General features: G+C 70.0%; 2 protein-coding genes. Both read right to left on the bottom strand.

What is annotated here, in order from left to right:
* Window positions 1-105: 105 nt before the first annotated feature.
* On the bottom strand, window positions 106-792 hold the full coding sequence (locus tag QH283_RS19050) for a response regulator transcription factor (protein ID WP_280504343.1): 687 nt from the start codon (window positions 790-792) through the stop codon (window positions 106-108).
* Window positions 789-1,140, bottom strand: a 352-nt coding sequence (locus QH283_RS19045) for a sensor histidine kinase (RefSeq protein WP_280504342.1), incomplete at its 5' end; no start/stop codon positions are given. The genes QH283_RS19050 and QH283_RS19045, both read right to left, overlap by 4 nt.

The following is a 1,140-nucleotide window of genomic DNA, read 5'->3' as shown; positions in this document are numbered from 1 at the left end:
GGGCGTGCCCCCGGGCTGGGGTTGCCCGGGTCGCACACAAACACGCCCCGGGCTACGGTTTGGCGGGACCCGGGGGCCTTCGCCCGGTCGCGGCCCGCCGGTCGCTCAGGCCTCCAGCTTGTAACCGAGGCCGCGCACCGTGACCAGGTGCTCCGGCTTGGCCGGATCGGCCTCGATCTTCGAGCGCAGCCGCTTGACGTGCACGTCGAGGGTCTTGGTGTCGCCCACGTAGTCCGCGCCCCACACCCGGTCGATCAGCTGGCCCCGGGTGAGCACCCGCCCGGAGTTGCGCAGCAGGTACTCGAGCAGGTCGAACTCCTTGAGCGGCAGGGTCACCGGGTTGCCGTTGACCAGCACGGTGTGCCGGTCGACGTCCATGCGCACCGGACCGGCCTCCAGCACGCCGTTCTCGTTCGCGTCGGGCTCCTCGCCCGAGCCGCGGCGCAGCACCGCGCGGATGCGGGCGATGAGCTCACGCGAGGAGTACGGCTTGGTCACGTAGTCGTCGGCGCCGAGTTCCAGGCCGACCACCTTGTCGATCTCGCTGTCGCGGGCGGTCACCATGATCACCGGCACCCCGCCGCGGGAGCGCAGCTGCTTGCACACGTCGGTGCCGCTCATCCCGGGCAGCATGAGGTCGAGCAGCACGATGTCGGCGCCGGAGCGATCGAACTCGGCCAGCGCGGAGGGCCCGTCGCCTGCCACGGTCACCTCGAAGCCCTCCTTGCGCAGCAGGAACGCCAGCGGGTCGGCCAGCGATTCCTCGTCCTCGACGATCAGCACTCTCGTCATCTACGTGCCTCCACACCATTCGATCTGCCCGGTCCGAGCGGACGCGGCGCGTTTTCCTTCGTGCTCGTGGCCTCGTCCCCGTCCTCGTCCTCGTCGAGACCGGATTCGAGATGAGCGGGTATCCGCAGAGTGAACGTGGAACCGGTGCCCAGCTTGCTCCACAGCGAGATCTCGCCGTTGTGGTTGGCCGCCACGTGCTTGACGATGGCCAGCCCGAGGCCGGTGCCGCCGGTGCGGCGCGAGCGCGCCTTGTCGGAACGGAAGAACCGCTCGAAGACCCGCTGCTGGTCCTCCTTGGCGATGCCGATGCCGCGGTCGGTGACCGACATGGCCACGTACTCCCCGCGC

The organism is Nocardia farcinica, from assembly GCF_029867845.1.
GTDB classification, from domain to species: domain Bacteria; phylum Actinomycetota; class Actinomycetes; order Mycobacteriales; family Mycobacteriaceae; genus Nocardia; species Nocardia farcinica_A.
Note: the sequence above shows the minus strand (reverse complement) of the source record. Positions and strands in the feature narration are given on the sequence as shown.

Bases quoted from the DNA above. Each gene is read 5' to 3' on its own strand.
- QH283_RS19050 (WP_280504343.1), bottom strand. From the start codon at position 792: ATGACGAGAGTGCTGATCGTCGAGGACGAGGAATCGCTGGCCGACCCG.